General features: G+C 63.8%; 19 protein-coding genes. 18 read left to right on the forward strand and 1 reads right to left on the reverse strand.

The genetic code is table 11. The features are described from left to right. The first annotated feature begins 260 nt into the window (after positions 1–260). The 10 genes from RI103_RS07280 to RI103_RS07325 all read left to right on the forward strand — a co-directional run bounded on the left by RI103_RS07280 (position 261) and on the right by RI103_RS07325 (position 9402). Entirely contained in the window at positions 261–1172 is a 912-nt protein-coding gene (locus RI103_RS07280; protein WP_310814685.1) for a ferritin-like domain-containing protein, read from the forward strand. An 82-nt stretch (positions 1173–1254) separates the two neighbouring features. Beyond that, entirely contained in the window at positions 1255–2139 is an 885-nt protein-coding gene (locus RI103_RS07285; protein WP_310814687.1) for an alpha/beta hydrolase, read from the forward strand. A gap of 121 nt (positions 2140–2260) precedes the next feature. After that, positions 2261–3091, forward strand: coding sequence for a 3',5'-nucleoside bisphosphate phosphatase (locus tag RI103_RS07290; RefSeq protein ID WP_310814688.1), 831 nt, complete (start codon positions 2261–2263; stop codon positions 3089–3091). 133 nt (positions 3092–3224) lie between these two features. Next, a complete protein-coding gene (locus tag RI103_RS07295; protein WP_310814689.1) occupies positions 3225–3860 on the forward strand; it encodes an L-threonylcarbamoyladenylate synthase in 636 nt (211 codons plus the stop codon). Positions 3861–3907: 47 nt separating this feature from the next. Further along, on the forward strand, positions 3908–4570 hold the full coding sequence (locus tag RI103_RS07300; RefSeq protein ID WP_310814690.1) for a site-2 protease family protein: 663 nt from the start codon (positions 3908–3910) through the stop codon (positions 4568–4570). 6 nt (positions 4571–4576) lie between these two features. Continuing rightward, positions 4577–5779, forward strand: a complete 1203-nt coding sequence (locus RI103_RS07305; protein ID WP_310814691.1) for a tryptophan--tRNA ligase — start codon at positions 4577–4579, stop codon at positions 5777–5779. 14 nt (positions 5780–5793) lie between these two features. After that, the gene (locus tag RI103_RS07310) at positions 5794–6393 is read left to right on the forward strand and encodes a class I SAM-dependent methyltransferase (RefSeq protein WP_310815191.1); all 600 of its coding nucleotides are present in this window, start codon (positions 5794–5796) and stop codon (positions 6391–6393) included. A gap of 43 nt (positions 6394–6436) precedes the next feature. Beyond that, a complete protein-coding gene (gene dapA / locus RI103_RS07315; RefSeq protein ID WP_310814692.1) occupies positions 6437–7351 on the forward strand; it encodes a 4-hydroxy-tetrahydrodipicolinate synthase in 915 nt (304 codons plus the stop codon). Positions 7352–7484: 133 nt separating this feature from the next. Continuing rightward, positions 7485–8621, forward strand: a complete 1137-nt coding sequence (gene bamC, locus RI103_RS07320) for an outer membrane protein assembly factor BamC (RefSeq protein WP_310814693.1) — start codon at positions 7485–7487, stop codon at positions 8619–8621. Positions 8622–8628: 7 nt separating this feature from the next. Continuing rightward, on the forward strand, positions 8629–9402 hold the full coding sequence (locus RI103_RS07325) for an MBL fold metallo-hydrolase (RefSeq protein WP_310814695.1): 774 nt from the start codon (positions 8629–8631) through the stop codon (positions 9400–9402). Between the two features lie 143 nt (positions 9403–9545). Here RI103_RS07325 and RI103_RS07330 read toward each other — a convergent pair whose 3' ends face one another. Continuing rightward, positions 9546–10244: a Bax inhibitor-1/YccA family protein gene (locus RI103_RS07330; RefSeq protein WP_012433534.1), complete on the reverse strand. Its 699-nt coding sequence runs from the start codon at positions 10242–10244 to the stop codon at positions 9546–9548. 296 nt (positions 10245–10540) lie between these two features. Between RI103_RS07330 and ndk the strand changes: the two genes are divergently transcribed. The 8 genes from ndk to der all read left to right on the forward strand — a co-directional run bounded on the left by ndk (position 10541) and on the right by der (position 20089). Further along, positions 10541–10966: a nucleoside-diphosphate kinase gene (gene ndk, locus RI103_RS07335; RefSeq protein ID WP_012433533.1), complete on the forward strand. Its 426-nt coding sequence runs from the start codon at positions 10541–10543 to the stop codon at positions 10964–10966. A gap of 161 nt (positions 10967–11127) precedes the next feature. Next, entirely contained in the window at positions 11128–12279 is a 1152-nt protein-coding gene (rlmN, locus tag RI103_RS07340) for a 23S rRNA (adenine(2503)-C(2))-methyltransferase RlmN (RefSeq protein WP_310814696.1), read from the forward strand. A gap of 217 nt (positions 12280–12496) precedes the next feature. Continuing rightward, positions 12497–13588, forward strand: coding sequence for a helix-turn-helix domain-containing protein (locus tag RI103_RS07345; protein ID WP_310814697.1), 1092 nt, complete (start codon positions 12497–12499; stop codon positions 13586–13588). Between the two features lie 86 nt (positions 13589–13674). Further along, positions 13675–14991, forward strand: a complete 1317-nt coding sequence (ispG, locus tag RI103_RS07350; RefSeq protein ID WP_310814699.1) for a flavodoxin-dependent (E)-4-hydroxy-3-methylbut-2-enyl-diphosphate synthase — start codon at positions 13675–13677, stop codon at positions 14989–14991. A gap of 21 nt (positions 14992–15012) precedes the next feature. Continuing rightward, positions 15013–16353 (forward strand): histidine--tRNA ligase, encoded by a 1341-nt coding sequence (gene hisS, locus RI103_RS07355; protein WP_310814700.1) that lies wholly within the window; start codon positions 15013–15015, stop codon positions 16351–16353. Between the two features lie 78 nt (positions 16354–16431). Next, positions 16432–17061 carry a tetratricopeptide repeat protein gene (locus RI103_RS07360; RefSeq protein WP_310814701.1) on the forward strand — a complete coding sequence of 210 codons (630 nt, stop codon included), beginning with the start codon at positions 16432–16434 and terminating at the stop codon, positions 17059–17061. Between the two features lie 87 nt (positions 17062–17148). After that, positions 17149–18294, forward strand: a complete 1146-nt coding sequence (gene bamB, locus RI103_RS07365) for an outer membrane protein assembly factor BamB (RefSeq protein ID WP_310814702.1) — start codon at positions 17149–17151, stop codon at positions 18292–18294. Positions 18295–18751: 457 nt separating this feature from the next. Beyond that, positions 18752–20089, forward strand: a complete 1338-nt coding sequence (gene der / locus RI103_RS07370; protein ID WP_310814703.1) for a ribosome biogenesis GTPase Der — start codon at positions 18752–18754, stop codon at positions 20087–20089. Positions 20090–20162: the final 73 nt, after the last annotated feature.

The raw sequence follows: 20162 nt of genomic DNA on the forward strand, positions 1-20162 counted from the left end.
CCGCGCTGTCGCGTCTTGCCGGCGCATCGGGCGCGGTGGATGGTCGAATCGAGTATTGTAAACGGTTGTGTGGTTGGGCCGCTTGGTCCGGCCGTCGGGGCGATCGTTGCTGCGCTGTTCGGGCTGCTGTTGGCGTGGTTGCGCCGGCAGGCGTGCTTTGCCGGCCGCCTGCCAAAGCGTCGGTTGCCGTTAGATTCGCCATTTCCCGAGCCATGCCGGTTGCGGCTTCCGTTGCTGTTTCCTTTGTCGATTCGCTTGCCATGATGTCCGCCGCTCCGTCAGCACCATCCGTTCCGCCAGTTTCGCCCGCTTCCAATGTCGGGCGCGACGCCCATTGCGCGCGCACCGCAGCGCTCGCCGCGTTATGCGAAGCCGATCCGGCCGCGAAGGCCCGCGCGGCCCGCGCGCTCTACGCCGCCGTACTCGAAGGCCGCATGGCATGCGCCACGGACCTCGAACTCGACGAACCGGCCGGTTTACCAGGCCGTCCCGCGCGGCCCGAACTGGTCGATCCGCGGCATTTGAAGCGGCGCAGCATGCAATCGCCGCAGGGGCGCGCGGTCCTGCTGCACGCGCTCGCGCACATCGAATTCAACGCCATCAATCTAGCGCTCGACGCGGTCTGGCGCTTCGCCGGCATGCCCGCCGCGTTCTACACCGACTGGCTCAAAGTCGCCGCCGAAGAGGCGTATCACTTCTCACTGCTAACCGCGCGCCTCGCCGAGTATGGCCACGTCTACGGCGATTTTCCGGCCCACGACGGCCTGTGGGACATGTGCGAGCGTACGCGCGGCGACGTGCTGGCGCGCATGGCGCTGGTGCCGCGCACGCTCGAAGCTCGCGGCCTCGACGCCTCGCCGCCGATCCGGGCGCGCCTGGTGCAGGCCGGCGATCAGGCGTCGGCGGCGATTCTCGATGTCATCCTGCGCGACGAAATCGGCCACGTGCTGATCGGCAATCGCTGGTTCCGCCACCTGTGCGACGACAGCGGCCTCGACCCTCATGAGACCTACACGCGCCTCGCCGACCAGTATCACGCACCGAAATTACGTGGTCCGTTCAATTTCGAGGCGCGTCGCGACGCGGGATTCGACGAAGCCGAACTGGCCGCGCTGGCAGCCCTTGCGGGTCTCGACGCGCAGGAAGCGGCGCTGCCGTCCACCGACGACTGAGACTTGCTTCACCATCCGACCCGTGCGCCGACGTCTATCTCGTTATAATCGAACGACCATTCTTTTTTTGGACGTGCCGTTCATGAACACTTCCCAGTCTGAATTCATCGCCGTGCGCGGCATCCGTCTGCATGTACGGCGCTGGGGCAACCCGGATGCGCCGAAGCTTTTCATGCTGCACGGCTGGATGGACGTGGCCGCCTCGTTCCAGTTCGTCGTCGACGCGTTGGGCGGCGACTGGCAGGTGCTGGCGCCGGACATGCGCGGCTTTGGCCTGTCGGACTGGCCGGTGGCGCAGCACGGTGGCGGCAACTACTGGATTCAGGACTATCTGGGCGATCTCGACGCCTTGCTCGACCACTACGCGCCGACCGGCGAGGTGAATCTGGTGGGCCACAGCATGGGCGCGAACATTGCCTGCATGTATGCGGGCGTGCGGCCGGAGCGGGTGCGGTGCGTGGTCGACCTCGAAGGCTTCGGTCTCGCGCCGTCGCACCCGGCGCAAGCGCCCAGGCGGCTGCGCAACTGGCTCGACGAATTGCGCGATCCGCCGCAACTGAAGCGCTACGCGTCGCTCGACGACGTCGCCGCGCGCCTGATCAAGACCAATCCGCGGCTCGCCCCGCAGCGCGCGCAGTTTCTCGCGCTGCACTGGTCGAAGCCGGACGGCGCAGGGCGCTACATGCTGCTCGCTGATCCTGCGCACAAGCTGCGCGGCCCGGCGCTGTACCGGCTCGACGAAGTGATGGCGACGTGGCGCAAGGTGAGCGCGAAGGTGCTGCACGTGGAGGCCGCCAATTCGCCGACGCTCGCGCAGATCGCCGGCGAGATCCCGCTCGACGAATTCAAGGCGCGCTTTCAGGCGTTCCCGAACTGGCGCGAGAAGATCATCGACGAAGCGGGGCACATGGTGCACCACGACCAGCCGGAGCAGGTGGCCGCGCTGATCGAGGGATTCTGCGCGTAGCGCCTTCAAAAAGTCTGAGGGTTCCCGCGAAGACCTCCTTTCGGGGTGTCGGTTGCGAGATAGCTCTGCGTCCACTTACTGCGTTGCAGTAAAATGAGCGCAGAACCTTTTCAAGACCACGATGAACGCCGACCTCCACTGTCACTCCACCGTTTCCGACGGCCAGTTCGCGCCGGCCGACGTCGCGCGCCGCGCGCATGCGGGCGGCGTGACGCTGTGGGCGCTCACCGATCACGATGAGCTGGGCGGCCAGCACGAAGCGAGAAGCACCGCCGAGGCGCTCGGCATGGACTATCTGAGCGGCGTCGAAATCTCGGTGACCTGGGCTTCGCGCACGGTGCACATCGTCGGGTTGGGCGTCGATCCGACCAGTTCGATCCTGCTCGACGGTCTGGCGCGCACCCGCAACGGGCGGGCGGCGCGGGCAGAGGCGATCGGCGAACAACTGGCCACGCTCGGCATTCCCGACGCTTATCAGGGCGCGCTCAAATACGTGTCGAACCCGGACATGATTTCGCGCACGCATTTCGCGCGCTTCATGGTGGAAAGCGGCTACGCCAGTTCCACGCAGGACGTGTTCACCCGCTTTCTCGGCGACGGCAAACCGGGTTACGTACCGCACCGCTGGGCCAAGCTGGCCGACGCGGTCGGCTGGATCCAGGCCGCCGGCGGCGAAGCGATCATCGCGCATCCCGGTCGCTATGCTTACTCGCCAGTCGAATTCGACGCGTTTTTCGCCGAATTCATCGATCTCGGCGGCAAGGCGATCGAGGTGGTGACCGGTAGCCACACGCCCGATCAATACCGCGAATACGCCGATGTCGCGCGCCGTTTCGGTTTCGAGGCCTCACGCGGGTCCGACTTCCATGCACCCGGCGAAGGCCGCGTCGACCTCGGCACGCTGCCGCCGCTGCCCCCCGATCTGAAGCCCGTCTGGGAACGCTGGCTGTGACCGCGCCGTGCCGTGGCGGCACGTCCGTGCGTGAACGCCGGCCGCGCGCGGTCGTCCGGTCTTCCGGCGGGTCTTCAGCCGCAGTTCATTTGCCGTCTATCCGCCGTCCGTCCGTCAGCCAACGTTAGTAGCCATGTCCCAATACTTTCGGCTTCATCCTGATAACCCGCAGCCGCGCCTCGTCAAGCAGGCCGTGCAGATCATCAACGATGGCGGCGTGGTCGCGTTGCCGACGGATTCGAGCTACGCGCTTGCCTGCCATCTGGACGACAAGGACGCGGTCGAGCGTCTGCGGCGCATTCGCGGACTCGACGAGAAGCAGTTGCTATCGCTGCTGGTGCGCGATCTGTCGGAACTCGCGAACTTCGCGATGGTAGACAACCGGCAATACCGGCTGATCAAATCGGTGACGCCGGGCCCTTATGTGTTTGTGTTGCAGGCCACCAAGGAAGTGCCGCGGCGCCTGTCGCATCCGTCGCGCAAGACCATTGGCCTGCGCGTGCCGGATCACGCGATCACGCTGGCGATCCTGGAAGAACTTGGCCAGCCGCTGCTCGGCTCGACACTGATCATGCCGGGCGAAACCCAGCCGCTGAACGATCCGCAAGAGATCCGCGAGCGCCTGGAGAAACAACTGGATCTGGTGATCGACAGCGGTCCTTGCGTGTGCGAGCCGTCCACGGTGATCGATCTGACCGGCGCGGAACCGGTGCTGGTGCGGCCGGGGCGCGGTTCTCTCGCGCCGTTCGGCCTCGCGGAGACGGCATGAGTGAAAGCGGACAGACGCACGCAATCGCGTTGTTACAATAACGAGTTATGGATTCTTCCCTGATACAGACCATTGCGGTGTACGCGCTGCCGGTGATTTTCGCCATCACGCTGCACGAAGCCGCCCATGGCTACGTCGCGCGCTGGCTCGGCGACAATACCGCCTACGTGCTCGGCCGCGTCTCCGTCAATCCGATGCGGCACATCGACCCGCTCGGCACGATTGCGATTCCCTTGCTGCTGTACTTCGCCACCAGCGGCGCGTTCATGTTCGGTTACGCCAAGCCGGTGCCGGTCGCGTTCGGCAACCTGCGCAATCCGCGCTGGGGCAGTTTGTGGGTCGCGGCGGCGGGTCCGGCCTGCAACTTCGTGCAGGCGGTGATCTGGGGCCTGTTCGGTGTCGCGCTCGCGGTGCTGAATGTCAACGAGCCTTTCTTCACGCGTATGGCGGGCGCGGGCGTCGGCGTGAATCTGGTGCTCGGCGTGCTCAACCTGTTTCCGCTGCCGCCGCTCGACGGCGGCCGTGTGCTGATGGCGCTGTTGCCGCGGCGGCAGTCCATCACGCTGTCGCGCCTCGAACCGTACGGCTTTTTCATCGTGATGGCGCTGGTCATGACGGGTACGCTCACGCGATACTGGTTAAACCCGCTGGTCACGATCGGCTACAGCGCGATCACCGCTATTCTGACTCCCCTTGTTTCGCTTTTCTAGATAACCATGTTCCCAGACCGTATCTTCTCCGGCATGCGGCCCACCGGGTCGTTGCACCTCGGCCACTATCACGGCGTGCTGAAAAACTGGGTGCGGCTGCAGTCCGAATACCCGTGTTTCTTCTGTGTGGTCGACTGGCACGCGCTGACGACGCACTACGAAACGCCCGAAGTGATCGAAAAGAACGTCTGGGACGTGCTGATCGACTGGCTGGCCTCCGGCATCGATCCGGCGCAGGCCACGCTGTTCATCCAGAGCAAGGTGCCCGAGCATGCCGAACTGGCGCTGTTGCTCGGCATGAGCACGCCGCTCGGCTGGCTCGAACGCGTGCCGACCTACAAGGAACAGCAGGAGAAGCTGAAGGACAAGGATCTATCCACCTACGGCTTCCTCGGCTATCCGGTGCTGATGGCGGCGGACATTCTGCTGTATCGCGGCTCGCTCGTGCCGGTCGGTGAAGACCAGGTGCCGCACGTCGAGATGACGCGTGAGATCGCGCGCCGTTTCAACTACCTGTATGGCCGCGAACCGGGCTTCGAAGAGAAAGCCAACGACGCCGCGAAGAAGCTCGGCGGCAAGCGTTCCAAGCTTTATCACGAACTGCGCAACGCCTACCAGCAGGAAGGCGACGACGAAGCGCTCGAACAGGCGCGCGCCATGTTGCAGGAGTCGCAGAGCCTGTCGATGAACGACCGCGAACGTCTGTTCGGCTACCTCGAAGGTTCGCGCAAGATCATTCTGGTCGAGCCGCAGGCCATGCTGACGGAAGCGTCGCGCATGCCGGGTCTGGACGGCCAGAAAATGTCGAAGTCGTACGGCAACACGATCGGCCTACGTGAAGACGCGGAAACCATCACGAAGAAAGTGCGCACCATGCCGACCGATCCGGCGCGCGTGCGCCGCACCGATCCGGGCGATCCGGACAAGTGCCCGGTGTGGCAGCTTCATCAGGTCTACACGGACGAAGCCACGCACGAGTGGGTGCAGAAGGGCTGCCGGACGGCAGGCATCGGTTGTCTCGAGTGCAAGCAGCCGGTGATCGAGGGCATTCTGCGCGAGCAGCAGCCCATGCTCGAGCGCGCCCAGAAGTACATGGACGATCCGTCGCTGTTGCGCGCGATCGTCGCCGACGGCTGCGACAAGGCCCGCAGGTTCGCCACGGAAACCATGCGCGAAGTACGCGAAGCCATGGGCCTCTCGTACAACTGAGCCGCGCTGAAGTGATGAGCACTCCCGCTACCGCCATGCATGGATTGGGCGAGCCGTCGCCCTGGGTGCGCGATTGGGCGCATCTGGTCGCGGCGGGCGGCGCGGTGCTCGATGTCGCGTCCGGGGCGGGGCGGCATGCGCGGTTCTTTGCGTCGCTGGGGCATCCGGTCACCGCCATCGACCGCGACACGGCGGCGCTCGACGCGCTGCGGGGCGTTCCGCTCGTCACCCCGCTCGAAGCCGACCTCGAAGGCGCCGCGTGGCCGTTGTCCGCTGACGCGAAATTCGCCGCCGTCGTGGTGACGAACTACCTGCACCGGCCGCTCTTTGCGCTGCTGTTGCGCGCGCTTGCGCCCGGCGGCGTACTGGTTTACGAGACCTTCGCGCAAGGAAACGAAAGCGTTGGCAAACCCTCTAATCCGGCGTTTCTGCTGGCGCCCGGCGAGCTTCTCGACCGCGTGCGCGGCCAGCTCCGGGTGGTCGCTTTTCAGGACGGTTTTCTCGCGCAGCCGCGCCCGGCCTACGTCCAGCGGATCTGCGCAATCCAGGAGGCGGAGCGCTCAGACGACCCCGCGCAGGCGGCACCCCCGCCTTGTTACGAGTTGGCTGGGTAATCCGCTACAATCGCGGTTTACCTGATCAAATTCATGGCGTTTCATGACTAACGGCAACCACAGCAGCAACGACAGCGTTCAGATTCGCGGCAGTATTCCTGCCATCATCACCCCGATGCTCGAAGACGGCAGCCTCGATCTGCCGGCGTTTCGCAAACTGATCGACTGGCACGTCGCGGAGGGCACGAACGCTCTCGTCGTGGTCGGCACGAGCGGCGAATCGGCCACGCTGTCGGTCGAGGAACACGTGCTGATGGTCAAGACCGCGGTCGAGCATACGGCGGGCCGGATTCCGGTGATCGCGGGCTCGGGCGGCAATTCCACGACCGAAGCCATCGAACTCACCCAGCAGGCCAAAGAAGTCGGCGCCGACGCCACGCTGCAGGTCGTGCCGTACTACAACAAGCCGACGCAGGAAGGCATCTACCGCCACTTCGCGAAGATCGCCGAAACCGTCGATCTGCCGGTGATTCTGTACAACGTGCCGGGCCGCACGGTTGCGGACATGAGCAACGAAACCATTCTGCGCTGCGCGCAGGTGCCGGGCATCATCGGTGTGAAGGAGGCGACCGGCAATATCGATCGCGCCGCGCATCTGATCAAGTCCGCGCCGGCGCACTTCGGCATCTACAGCGGCGACGATCCCACCGCGATCGCGCTGATGCTGCTCGGCGGCCACGGCAATATTTCGGTCACCGCCAACGTCGCCCCGCGCGCGATGAGCGATCTCTGCAAGGCTGCTCTCGCCGCGGACGCGAAGACCGCGCGTGAGATTCATCTGAAACTCCTGTCGTTGCATAAGAACCTGTTCATCGAATCGAACCCGATTCCGGCCAAATGGGCACTGCAGCAACTGGGTCGTGTGCAGGGCGGAATCCGCCTGCCGCTCACGCCGCTCGACGCGCAATACCACGAAGTGGTGCGCGGCGCGCTGCGCGAAGCGGGCCTGCTGGGCTAGACGGATAGCGTCCGCGGCACCCTCCAGCGCCAACGAAAGCCTGCCACCGGCACTCCCTTAACCGACGTCGATCCAGCCCGCGTTCCCGGCACACAGAACCAAGGCACCGCGTTCCAGCATCACGAAGGACCTCATGAAACGTTCCGCACTCTCCCTCCACGCAACCCGCATGGCGGCGCTGGCGCTTGCCCTCACGACGCTCGCCGGCTGTGACACGCTGAACGACTGGTTTGCTTCCGACCGCGTCAACTACAAGGGCGCGGCAAGCGCGCCGCCGCTGGCCGTTCCGGGCGATCTGAGCACCACCAAGACCGACGAGCGCTACGTCGCGCCGCCTGCCAATCTGGCGCTGGGCGGCGCGCAGACGCGCGCGGTGACGGCCGCCGGCAATTCGACTGAAGGCCAGCCGAACGCGCAGGATCCGCTCGGCATGCATATCGAACGTGACGGCGATCGCCGCTGGCTGGTCGTCGACGGCCGTTCGCCGGAACAACTGTGGCCGCAGTTGCAGGAGTTCTGGCAGGAAAACGGCTTCGCGCTGAAGACCGACGCGCCGGCCACCGGCATCATGACGACCGACTGGGCTGAAAACCGCGCCAACATTCCGGACGACTGGTTCCGCCGCACGGTCGGCAAGGTCATCGACTTCGCGTATTCGTCGGGCACGCGTGACAGTTTCCGCACGCTCGTCTCGCGTGCGGGCGACACGACCGACATCTCCATTACGCACAGCGCCATGGAGGAAGTGTTGACGGGGCAGGACAAGACGTCGTCGCGTTGGGAAGAGCGCCCGCGCGATCCGGCGCTCGAGGCGCTGTTCCTCACCAAGCTGATGCAAAAGTTCGGCCTGACCGAAGCGCAATCCAAACAACTGCTGACCGACGCGCGTACGGCGGTTGCGCCGACCACGATCGATCAAAGCGCCGGCGCATCCACGCTTGACCTGCCGGAGTCGTTCGATCGCGCATGGCTGCGTGTGGGCCTCGCGCTCGACCGCACCAACTTCACCGTCGACAACCGCGATCGCGCGAAGGGTATCTACTACGTGCGCTACGCGGACTCGATGCAGGAACTGAAGAAAGAAGGGCTGTTCGGCAAGCTGTTCTACAGTGGCAATTCGTCGAAGAAGCCGGCTCAGGAATTCCTCGTCAACGTGCGCTCGAAGGGCGACACGGTGACGCAGGTGGCGGTGCTGACGGCGAACGGGCAGGTCGACAATTCGTCCGACGCGCAGCGCATCGTGACGCTGCTGCACGCGCAACTGAACTAAGCGGACCGTGAGGTTCGCGAGTCTCGGCAGCGGCAGTGAAGGCAATGCCTTGCTGGTGGAAGCGCAAAGCGGTGCGACCACCACGCGCGTGCTGCTCGACTGCGGGTTTTCTGCCAAGGAAGTCGAGCGGCGTTTGGCGCGGCTCGGCGCGAGTGTCGATGGACTCGACGCGATTCTGATTACGCACGAACATGGCGATCACATTGGCAGCGCGCTGACCTTGGCGCGCAAGTGGTCGATTCCGTTGTACATGAGCTGGGGCACCGCCCGCGCGGTGGGCGCCGACGAAGCCGATGTCGACCTGCAGGTGCTGTGGGGCGACGAAACGGTGGCAATCGGCGACCTCAGCATTCTCCCCTACACCGTTCCGCACGACGCCCGCGAGCCGCTGCAATACGTGCTCTCGAACGGCGCGAGCCGGCTCGGCGTGCTGACGGATGTCGGCACGTCCACGCCGCATATCAGCTCAGTGCTGAGCGGCTGCGACGCGCTGGTGCTCGAATGCAATCACGATGTGCGGATGCTGGCGGGCAGCCGCTATCCGCAATCGCTGAAGGCACGCATCGGCGGCAATCATGGGCACTTGAACAACGACGCGGCGGCTGAGATTTTGGCCTCTCTCGATCGTTCGAGATTGCGCCACCTGGTCGCCGCGCATCTGAGCCAGCAGAACAATTTGCCAGAACTGGCGCAGGCCGCCATGGCCGGTGTGCTGGGCGCGGCGCCGACGGAAGTGGTGGTGGCTTCGCAGGATGAGGGGTTTGCGTGGCTGAGCGTGTGATAGGCGGATGACGCGCTTGTGCTTGTGCCCGCTTGCGCCGGGCGCTTGCCCGACGCGGCCCATAAAAAAGCCCATAACGATCACTCGTTATGGGCTTTTTCTTTCAGGGCGCCGCGTTTCGCACGCCGCGCCCTGAATCAGGCTTAGTTGCGGTTGCCGCCGAAGATGCCGAGCAGCGCCAGCAGGTTGACGAACACGTTGTACAGATCCAGGTAGATCGCGAGGGTAGCGGTGATGTAATTCGTTTCACCGCCGTTCACGACGCGCTGCACGTCGAACAGCATGTAGGCCGAGAAGATCACGATGGCCATGACCGACACCGTGAGCATGAGCGCCGGCAGATGCAGGAACACGTTCGCGACCGATGCGAGCAGCAGCACGATCACGCCCATGAACAGCCACTTGCCGAGGCCCGAGAAGTCACGCTTGCTGACCGTGGCGATGGTTGCCATCGACGCGAAGATCACACCAGTGCCACCGAAGGCGAGCATGATCAGCGACGGGCCGTTCGAAAAACCGAGCACGAAGCTCAGGATGCGCGACAGCATCAGGCCCATGAAGAACGTGAAGCCGAGCAGCACGAACACACCGGCCGCGCTGTCTTTGGTCTTCTGGATGGCGAACATGAAGCCGAAGGCGATCGCGAAGAACGCCAGCATGCTCATGGCCGGACTGGTGGCGGCGAACAGCGAGAATCCGGTGGTGAGCCCCACCCACGCGCCGAGCACTGTTGGAATCATGGACAGCGCGAGCAGCCAGTAGGTGTTCCGTAGCACGCGGTTACGCGTTTCGACCGTGCTGACCGCGCCATTGCGGCCAAAGCTATACGGATGATCGTTCATGGTCTCTCCTTACCTCAGAAGCGTGATGCGTATGGTTGTGAAGCGGGTAGTGGTGAGTCGGGCAGCGCCGGTGGGAATTTCTGTCACCGGCCGCGGCGCTCTCATCCCTAAGATTGGCGCGCGGGCAGGGAGTTTCAATGCCCTGAAAATACCGACATTGCCTACGCTACCAGTATTCGGGAATTCCTGCTTGGAGTCTTTCAGTTCTGTAAGGGTTCAATCGCAATCATACACGGGAACATGCTACAATAGCGGATTCATTTGAATCTGTAACCTCTTAATTTTTTGGAGTTTTTATGGCGATCGAACGCACCCTGTCGATTATCAAGCCGGACGCAGTGGCCAAGAACGTGATCGGCCAGATCTACAGCCGTTTCGAAAACGCTGGTCTGAAGATCGTGGCTTCGCGCATGGTTCACCTGTCGCGCGCCGACGCGGAGAAGTTCTACGCTGTGCACGCTGCACGTCCGTTCTTCAAGGACCTGGTCGATTTCATGATTTCGGGCCCGGTCGTCGTGCAAGCGCTGGAAGGCGAAAACGCGATCCTGAAGCACCGCGACCTGATGGGTGCAACGGATCCGAAGAAGGCGGAAAAGGGCACGATCCGCGCCGACTTCGCCGACAGCATCGACGCGAACGCAGTGCACGGTTCCGACGCCGCTGAAACGGCTGCCGTCGAAATCGCATTCTTCTTCCCGCAAGTGAACGTCTACTCGCGTTAAGCAGGACTTGCCTCGTGCGATTCGTGCAGCCGATCTGATTTATCGCACGAATCGCCCGGCAAAGTAGTAAGGTAAAAGCAGCAGGAATGGGCGCGAACGGCATTGCGTTCATGCAGCTTGTTGCATGAACGTACTCTCGCACTGAAATGGCAGGATTCGATATGACGAGCAGTCCCACCGTCAACCTTCTCGACCTCGACGCCCAAGGGCTTGTCGCCTACTGCGACAGCCTGGGCGAGAAGCCGTTTCGCGCCAAGCAATTGCAGCGCTGGATTCACCAATACAACGCGGCCGACTTCGACGGCATGACCGATCTGGCAAAGTCCTTGCGCGAAAAGCTCAAGGGGCGCGCCGCCATCTCGATGCCGGGCATCGTCAGCGACCATATTTCCACCGACGGCACACGCAAGTGGCTGATCGACGTCGGCAACAGCAACGCGGTTGAAACCGTCTACATTCCCGAAGAAACACGCGGCACGCTGTGTGTGTCGTCGCAGGCCGGGTGCGCGGTCAACTGCCGTTTCTGTTCGACCGGCAAACAGGGTTTCTCCCGCAATCTCACCACTGGCGAAATTATCGGCCAGTTGCGCATGGCTGAGTTCGCGCTGCGCGCGTCGCGCGGCGTGGACGGCGGCCGCGCCACGGGTGGTGACGGCAAGGGCGAGCGGGTCGTCACGAACGTCGTGATGATGGGCATGGGCGAGCCGCTGCTCAATTACGACGCGGTCGTGCCGGCCATGCGCCTGATGCTCGACGACAACGCCTACGGCCTGTCGCGCCGCCGTGTCACGCTGTCCACCTCGGGCGTCGTGCCCATGATGGACCGGCTCGGCGCCGATCTGCCGGTGGCGCTTGCGGTCTCCTTGCATGCGCCGAGCGATCCGCTGCGCGACATGCTTGTGCCGCTGAACAAGAAGTACCCGCTGCGCGAACTGATGGCGGCTTGCCAGCGCTATCTGAAGGTCGCGCCGCGCGACTTCATTACGTTTGAATATTGCATGCTCGACGGCGTCAACGACAGCGAAGCGCAAGCGCGCGAATTGCTGGCCGTCACGCGCGACGTGCCGTGCAAGTTCAACCTGATTCCGTTCAATCCGTTCCCCGAATCGGGCCTCATCCGCTCGAAACCGGAACAGATCAAGCGGTTTGCACAAGTGTTGATGGACGCGGGCGTCGTCACCACGGTGCGTAAGACACGCGGCGATGATATCGACGCTGCCTGCGGTCAGTTGGCCGGCGCGGTGCAAGACCGCACACGGCTCGTTGAGCGCACCGGGAAGGCGGCGAAGATCATCGAGGTTCGCGCCGTGTAATCGCGCGGGGATGGCGGGGCGCCGGCGTTCGGAGAGAATTCCGCGAACGCGCGACAAGCTGCCGTGCCGGTGTCGATTGAAAAGAAAGTTTGCAGAAGCGATCGGAAGCGGCACATCAGGCCGCACATTTTGTTATAAACGGTCTGCGATTGGGACGTGAGGCTTGAGCCGGTCCGGGTTGCACAAGTGAAAAAGAATCGACGCGAAAGGATTTGGGATGAGTGAGCCGCAGCACCCGCAGCCGCAGGACACAGACACGAACGAAGGCCATCCGGCGCCAGTCGCACGGGCGGCGGTGCAGCCTGTTGTGCAGCCGGGCATGGACTCGTTGGCGGCGGTTGGCGCGCGCTTGACCCAATTGCGTGAATCGAAAGGCTGGACGATCGACGACGTATCGGCGCGTCTGAAGGTGAGTGCCGTCAAGCTGCGCGCGCTCGAATCGGGCGACATCAGCCACTTGCCGGACACCACCTTCGCGCTGGGCGTGGTGCGCAGCTACGCGAAGATGCTCGGCGCCGATCCCACGCCGTTCACGGCGGCATTGCGCCGCGAAAAGGGTGTGCCCGCGCCGGATCTGTCGATGCCGGCGTCGTCGGGTAAAGATTTGCCCCGCGGCAAGGTATCGCTTTCGCTGGGCGGCAGCGGGCAAAAGAGCCGCTCATGGTTGTGGGGCGTGGCGGCGGTGATCGTCGCGGTGATCGCGCTCGGCATGTGGCATACCAACGGCGGCGATTCGTCGGCGTGGCTCGCGCGGTTGAAAGCGACCGCGAACGGTGCCGCTGGCGGCGCGACCGGCGCATCGGGCGCGGTGGCGCAGGGGCAATCGGCAGGTTCGGAAGCCGCCGCGGAAGAGGCTGCTTCTGCGCCGGACGCGCAGGCGGCAGCAGAAAATGCAGCGTCGGCTACGCCGATGCCCGCGCCGCTCGCCACCGGCACGGCGCCTTCGTCGGCGCCGGCAGTCACGGCAATGACGGCCGCGCCGAAAGCCGGGTCGCAAGCACCGGCTGCGGCAACTGCGCCGGGCGCGAGCGCGCCGGCGGCTACGGTCACGCCGGCTGCAGGTCAGTCGATCGTTGCGTTGAGCGTAAAACAGGACAGCTGGTTCAGCGTGCGTGGCAAAGATGGCAAGGAAGTGTTCTCCGGCCTCGTGCACGCAGGCGATACCAAGGAAGTAACGGGCGAAGCGCCGTTCAAGGTCACGGTCGGCAACAGGGCCGGTCTCGACTCGCTGACGCTCGATGGCCAGCCGGTCGATCCGTCGAAGTATGCGGCGGCCAAAGGCAACGTGGCGCGCTTCGCGCTGCCTTGACAGATACGGTATGCGCCGCGGCCAACCGGTCCGCGGCGCTTTTTCAATTCAGGCGCTACGTCTTCTGTGTGGCGCATGCGGCGTAAATGGGTTTTTCGATGCAATCCGAAGCTCAATCCCAATCGAGTAGCAAGATCGTTTCAACCGAGCCGGTGTTCGGCGGCCAGGCCGCGCGGCGCAAGTCGCACGCGGTCGACGTCCGTTGGGGCGGCCAGCTCGTCACCATCGGCGGCGACGCACCCGTGCGCATCCAGTCGATGACCAACACGGATACCGCGGACGCCATCGGCACCGCGATCCAGATCAAGGAACTGGCGCAAGCCGGCTCGGAACTGGTGCGTATCACCGTGAACACGCCGGAAGCGGCCGCGGCCGTCCCGGCCGTGCGCGAGCAGCTCGACCGCATGGGCGTGTCGGTGCCGCTGGTCGGCGACTTCCATTACAACGGCCATCTGCTGTTGCGCGATTACCCCGCGTGCGCGGAGTCGCTGTCCAAGTACCGGATCAATCCGGGCAACGTCGGCCATGGCGCGAAACGCGACACGCAGTTCGCGCAGATGATTGAAGCCGCGGCGAAGTATGACAAGCCGGTGCGTATCGGCGTCAACTGGGGCAGTCTCGACCAGGACCTGCTCGCGAAGATGATGGACGAGAACGCCGCGCGTGCCACGCCGTGGGAAGCGCAAAGCGTGATGTACGAAGCGCTCATCCAGTCGGCGATCGGCTCGGCGGAGCGGGCGGTCGAACTCGGTCTGTCGCGCAATCAGATTATCCTGTCGTGCAAGGTCAGCGGCGTGCAGGATCTGATCGCCGTGTACCGCGAACTCGCGCGCCGTTGTGACTTCGCGCTGCATCTCGGCTTGACCGAGGCTGGCATGGGGTCGAAGGGCATTGTTGCCTCGACCGCGGCGTTGTCCGTGTTGTTGCAGCAGGGCATCGGCGACACGATCCGGATTTCGCTCACGCCGGAACCGGGCGCCTCGCGCACCGGCGAAGTGATCGTCGGCCAGGAAATCCTGCAGACCATGGGTCTGCGCTCGTTCACGCCGATGGTGATCGCGTGCCCGGGTTGCGGCCGCACCACCAGCACGCTGTTCCAGGAACTTGCGTCGCAAATCCAGACCTATCTGCGCACGCAGATGCCGGTGTGGCGCGATCAATATCCTGGCGTCGAGAAGATGCACGTCGCGGTGATGGGTTGCATCGTCAACGGTCCGGGCGAATCGAAGCAGGCCAACATCGGCATCAGCTTGCCGGGCTCGGGCGAGAACCCGGCCGCGCCGGTGTTCATCGACGGCGAGAAGGTGAAGACGCTGCGCGGCGATAACATCGCGCAAGAATTCCAGCAAATCGTGAGTGACTACGTCGAGCGCAGCTATGGCCGCGCCACGGTAGCCAACTAAACATCGGCTCTCGAAATACAGATGACTGAACAGAAGAAAAAGCTCGAAAAGCTCTCCGGCGTGAAGGGTATGAACGACATCCTTCCGCAGGAAGCCGGGCTGTGGGAATTTTTCGAAACGACCGTCAAGTCGATGCTGCGTTCGTACGGATACCAGAATATTCGTACGCCGATCATCGAGCATACGCAGTTGTTCAAGCGCGGTATCGGCGAAGTGACCGACATCGTCGAGAAAGAGATGTACAGCTTCACCGACGCGTTGAACGGTGAAAATCTGACCATGCGCCCGGAAAACACGGCGGCGGTGGTGCGCGCGGCGATCGAGCACAACATGCTGTACGACGGCCCGAAGCGCCTGTGGTACATCGGCCCGATGTTCCGCCACGAGCGTCCGCAGCGCGGCCGCTATCGCCAGTTCCATCAGGTCGGCGTGGAAGCGCTCGGCTTTGCCGGTCCGGACGCCGACGCTGAAATCATCATGATGTGCCAGCGTTTGTGGGACGACCTCGGGCTGATGGGCATCAAGCTCGAAATCAACTCGCTGGGTCTCGCGGAAGAACGCGCGGCGCACCGTGTCGAATTGATCGCGCACCTCGAAAAGCACATGGACGTGCTCGACGAAGAAGCGAAGCGCCGTCTCTACACGAACCCGCTGCGCGTGCTCGATACGAAGAATCCGGCCATGCAGGAAGTCGCGCAGAACGCGCCTAAGCTGATCGATTTTCTCGGCGAAGAATCGCGCGCGCACTTCGAAGGTTTGCAGCGCATTCTGAAGGCGAACAACATCCCGTTCACGATCAATCCGCGTCTCGTGCGCGGTCTCGATTATTACAATCTGACCGTGTTCGAATGGGTGACCGACAAGCTCGGCGCGCAAGGCACTGTCGCGGCCGGCGGGCGTTACGATCCGCTGATCGAACAACTCGGCGGCAAGCCCACGGCGGCATGCGGCTGGGCAATGGGCGTCGAGCGGATCCTCGAATTGCTGAAGGAAGAGCAACTGGTGCCGGAAGACGAAGGTTGCGACGTGTACGTGGTCCATCAGGGCGACGCGGCGCGCGAGCAGGCCTTCATCATCGCCGAGCGTTTGCGCGACACGGGCCTCGACGTGATCCTGCATTGCAGCGCCGACGGTCAAACGGCCAGCTTCAAATCGCAGATGAAGCGTGCCGACGCAAGCGGCGCGGCGTTCGCGGTGGTGCTCGGCGAAGACGAGATCGCCAACGGCACGGTGGGCGTGAAACCGCTGCGCGATACAAATGCTAACGGCGGTAAAAACGAGCAACACAACGTACCGGCCGAAGACTTGACCGAATTTCTAATCAATGCGATGGTTGCAACCGCCGAAGACGGCGACGACTGATCGCGATGTCGTCGAGCCGGTTGGTTCGCAATCGGGTTCGACACGCACACGTAGCAAGAAAGAGGAAATCGCCGGGCAATGAGTTACCACGACGAACAAGAATCGATTGAAAGTCTGAAGGCATGGTGGACGCAGTGGGGCAATGCAACCACATGGATCGTGCTGGTGGCACTGGTCGCCGCGGCTGGCTGGAACGGCTGGAATTTCTGGCAACGGCGCCAGGCGGCGGAAGCTGCCGTGCTGTACGACCAGGTGCAGCAAGCCGTGGCATCGGGCGATAAGGCAAAGATCACCCGCGTCGCCACCGACATGGAAGACAGGTTCAGCCGCACGGCGTATGCGCAGATGACCGCGCTCGGCGCCGCCAAGGCGCTGTACGCCGCGGGCGACGAAGCCGCCGCGAAGGCGCAACTGCAATGGACCATCGATCACGCGAAAGATGACGAGTTCAAGCAGATCGCCAAGCTGCGCCTCGCTTCGCTGCTGCTCGACGACAAGGCTTACGACCAGGGCCTCGCGCTGCTCGCCGAACCGCAGTCCGACGCGTTCAAAGGCATCGTGGCGAACGGCCGCGGCGATCTGCTCGCCGCTCAAGGCAAGCGCGACGATGCGCGCGCGGCCTACAAGCTGGCCCTCGACTCGCTGTCGAAAAACGATAGTTCGGCGCGCCAGTTGATTCAGTTCAAGCTGGACGCGCTGGGCGGCTGATCGCCGCACGTAAAGCGCCACAATCAGCGCCGCGTGCCACGACCAACCGGTCTCCTTTAATTAAATTCCTGAATGCTTCGTCCACCGATGAATCTGCTGAAACGTTACGCTGTGCCCGTTGCCTGTGCGATGACCGTGCTCACCATGGCGGCTTGCTCATCCACGAAAGACGAGCGCCGCGTGCCGACGCCGCTCACCGAGTTCAAACCCGTGCTCGACGTGCAGCAGGCCTGGAAGGCAAGCGTCGGTAAGGCAGGGCGCTATCTGTTCTCGCCGGTTGCGGTCGGCAACGCCGTGTACGCGGCTGGAGCGAACGGTTCGGTTGCGAAGATCGACGCGCAAACCGGTCAGGACGTCTGGCGCGTGAAGCTGCACGACGACCTTTCGGCGGGTGTCGGCAGCGACGGCACGCTCACCGCGGTCGGCGGCCTGAAGGGCGACGTCTACGTACTCGGCGCGGACGGCAAACAACTGTGGACCGCCAAGGCGCCGGGCGAGATCATTTCGCCGCCGCTCGTCGGCAACGGTCTCGTGGTGGTGCGCACGGTCGACGGTCAGATCGTCGCATTCAACGCGCAGACCGGCGAGCAGAAGTGGAACTACCGCAACCGCGCGGTGCCGCTCAATCTGCGTGTGTCGTCGGGCATGACGTTCGCGGGCGATGCGGCCGTGCTGGCCGGTTTCCCGGGCGGCGCGTTCGCGGCGATCAACCTGCAGACGGGCGATAACTATTGGCAAACGCCGGTGTCCTATCCGAAGGGCGTGACGGAAGTGGAGCGTATCAACGACGTGACCGGTCCGCCCACGCTGGTCGGTTCGGAAACCTGCGCCGTGACGTTCCAGGGCCAGATTGGCTGTTTCGACGCGAACTCGGGCCGCGCCGTGTGGGAAAAGGCGTTCTCCAGCACGAGCGGTCTGGCGCAGGATGATGGCGCCGTGGTGGCAGCGGACGACTGGTCGGTGGTGTCGGCGTTCGACGTCAGCAACGGCGCGCCGCTGTGGAAGAACGACAAGCTAAAGAACCGTGACCTGAGCGTGCCGTTCATTCTGGGTCATGCCGCAGTGCTGGGCGACTACCAAGGCTACGTGCACTTCCTGTCCCGCGACGACGGCACGCTCGTCGCACGCGTGAAGACCGACGGCAGCCCGATTACCGCGGCGCCGGTGCTCGCCGGCGAGACGCTGGTGGTGCTGACGCACGACGGCGACCTGTACGGCTACCGCCCGCGCTGATCGCGCGAGGCAATCGCCGTCTGGCATGCAGGCCGGCTTCGCCGGCCGCGCGCGTTTTTGTCGAGTTGCGGTTTGAGTTGTAGTAGCAGGGCAGAGTAAGTAAAAGAATTCCGCCGGACTGGCTGGTCCGGCAAGTCGGATCAGACATGGCGCACGGGCCCGCGTGGCCATCGGTGGTTGCTTGCGGCACCACCTTCGGCGGCATCCTCGTACATACCGCAGAGAATCGTATTCGAACTGGCGTGCGAGCCGTCGAGCAGTAAAGACTGAACCTGGCGGCCCCTTGGCGCCGCCCATACAGCCAAACCCCCGTCCGCCCGGGTGCGCATATTGACAGCACATCCGGGGCTGGCCGAATTCGTGATAATTTTCGTCAAACGCTGCCGTGTAGCGGCCGCATGGCGTCGCTACGCGGCCGGTCGATTTCGATCCCGCGTTTCACCGTGAACAACATCTGATGAAACCCGTTATTGCCCTCGTTGGGCGCCCCAATGTGGGGAAATCCACGCTGTTCAACCGGCTCACGCGCTCGCGTGACGCGCTGGTTGCCGACCTGCCCGGTCTCACCCGCGATCGCCACTACGGTGAAGGGCGTACCGGCGAGCGGCCGTATCTGGTCGTCGATACCGGCGGTTTCGAGCCGGTCGCGAAAGACGGCATTCTGCACGAAATGGCGCGGCAAACCCGCCAGGCGGTTGAGGAATCGGACATCGTCGTGTTCATCGTCGACGGTCGCAACGGTCTCGCGCCGCAGGACAAGTCGATCGCCGATTATCTGCGCAAGGTCGGCCGGCCGATTTTCCTCGTCGTCAACAAGGCCGAGGGCATGAAGTACACCACGGTCGCCGCCGACTTCTACGAACTCGGCCTCGGCGACCCGCGCGCGATTTCCGCGGCGCACGGCGACGGCGTCACCGAAATGATCAATGAGGCGCTCGAAGTCGCGTACGCCGGCCAGCCGGAAGAGAGCGACGACGAGAAAGAAACGCGCGGCGTGAAGATCGCGATCGTCGGCCGTCCGAATGTCGGCAAGTCGACCTTGATCAACGCACTGGTAGGCGAAGAACGCGTGATCGCGTTCGATATGCCGGGCACCACGCGCGATTCGATCTACGTCGATTTCGAGCGCGGCGGCAAACCGTACACGCTGATCGATACGGCCGGTTTGCGCCGCCGCGGCAAAGTGTTCGAAGCGATCGAGAAATTCTCGGTGGTGAAAACGCTGCAGTCGATCTCCGACGCCAACGTCGTGATCCTGCTGCTCGACGCGCGCCAGGATATTTCAGAACAGGACGCGCATATTGCCGGCTTCGTAGTGGAGCAGGGCCGTGCGCTGGTGGTGGGCGTGAACAAGTGGGACGGTCTCGATCCGCATGTGCGCGACCGCACCAAGGCCGACCTCGAGCGCAAACTGAAATTTCTCGACTTCGCCAAGTTCCATTTTATTTCCGCCGCGGAAAAAACAGGGATCGGCCCGTTGATGCGCTCGGTCGACGACGCCTACGCAGCCGCCATGGCCAAGCTGCCGACGCCGAAGCTCACGCGCGCGCTGATCGACGCCGTCGAATTCCAGCAGCCGCGCCGGCGTGGTCCCGTGCGCCCGAAACTGCGCTACGCGCACCAGGGCGGGCAGAATCCGCCGATCATCGTGATTCACGGCAACGCGCTCGACGCGATCACCGAAACGTACAAACGCTACCTCGAAAACCGCTTCAGGGAAACTTTCAAGCTGACTGGGACTCCATTGCGCATAGAGTTCAGATCGTCGACGAACCCTTACGCGGATAAAGGCTAGACCCAGGCTGAAACCCGCGTGTGTGCTGGCTTTGGCCGCATGGCCGGGCCTCTCGCGCAAAAACGAAAATCGG

The organism is Paraburkholderia sp. FT54 (genome assembly GCF_031585635.1).
In the GTDB taxonomy this organism is placed as follows: domain Bacteria; phylum Pseudomonadota; class Gammaproteobacteria; order Burkholderiales; family Burkholderiaceae; genus Paraburkholderia.